Consider the following 1,179-nt stretch of genomic DNA (forward strand, 5'->3'; position numbering starts at 1 on the left):
ACGGGCCGTGACGCCGCCCACAAGCGGATGGTCGATTTGATCGATACCGGCGAGCCGCTTCCCGTCGATCTGCGGGGACGCGTGATCTACTACGTCGGACCCGTCCGCGCAGTGAGGGATGAGGTGGTCGGGCCGGCTGGCCCAACAACCTCCAGCCGGATGGACAGTTTTACTGAAAAGATGCTCGCCGAGACCGGCCTATATGCGATGGTCGGCAAAGCGGAGAGAGGCCCGGCGGCCATCGAGTCGATTGCGAGACACAGAACGCCCTATCTCATCGCAGTCGGTGGCGCTGCATACCTGATTTCAAAATCGATCAAGGCGGCGCGGCTCGTTGCCTTTGAGGACTTGGGCATGGAAGCCATCTATGAATTTGAGGTGCAGGACATGCCGGTCATCGTGGCTGTCGATGTCGAGGGAAACTCCATTCATAATTCCGGGCCGCTTGAGTGGCGTAAGCGCATGGCGGCCGACAGCATCGCCCGCAGCATCGGCGTTTGAGTCCGCCGGCTGCGCGAATCCGGCCAGACTTCCGCCTCGGATTTTGGGCCGTATCGGTAACACAAGCGGCCATTTGTGGTTCAGCTCCTCGGGAGCCAGACAAGAAAGGCTTTCAAGTCGCTCTCGATGCCAAACACTCAGTATAAAGACTGCATCGACCTGCCGTCGATGGACGCTCAGGTGCTGTCTAGGGGTACCAATCGGGTCAAGCACCGGAGATACCAAAAAGATGCGGTATTCATTTACGAAGAGGCCGCCGCCGACAGGCGATCACTCCTTTCCAAATGCGTCATCGCCCGGTTGGGGGCAGGGGCAATACCCCAACTGTTCTAAAAGCGTTTCTGTTTGGAGCGCTCTCAGTCCCCTGACTTCGACAAGCTCGCAGTGAAGCGTTGCAGGCCGAGGACGATGACGCCCACTACATTCGCCCGCTTCAATTAATGATAGAATTGGTTGGTACTAATTGCGCTGTCGACCACCGCTTGAGAGCAAGGTCATGAAGTCGAAATCTGATCCTGTGCGCCTAGACGCTTGGGACGTCCGGATTCTCTCAGAGATTCAGTCAGACGGTCGGATTTCGAAAAGCGAGCTCGCAAAGCGTGTTCACCTTTCGGCTTCGGCCTGTTCGGAGCGGCTCCGTGTGCTCCAAGCCGCAGGGATCATCGAGGGGTTCTACGC

At 58.0% G+C, this 1,179-nt stretch carries 2 protein-coding genes; both read left to right on the forward strand.

The window, feature by feature from the left end; genetic code table 11:
- A partial coding sequence (locus tag NKH60_RS34920) for a FumA C-terminus/TtdB family hydratase beta subunit (protein WP_352875128.1) occupies positions 1-501 on the forward strand: 501 nt, incomplete at its 5' end.
- A 496-nt stretch (positions 502-997) separates the two neighbouring features.
- On the forward strand, positions 998-1,179 hold a 182-nt coding region (locus tag NKH60_RS34925; protein WP_352875129.1), incomplete at its 3' end, for an Lrp/AsnC family transcriptional regulator.

Source organism: Mesorhizobium sp. M1006 (assembly GCF_040318825.1).
Classification (GTDB): domain Bacteria; phylum Pseudomonadota; class Alphaproteobacteria; order Rhizobiales; family Rhizobiaceae; genus Mesorhizobium.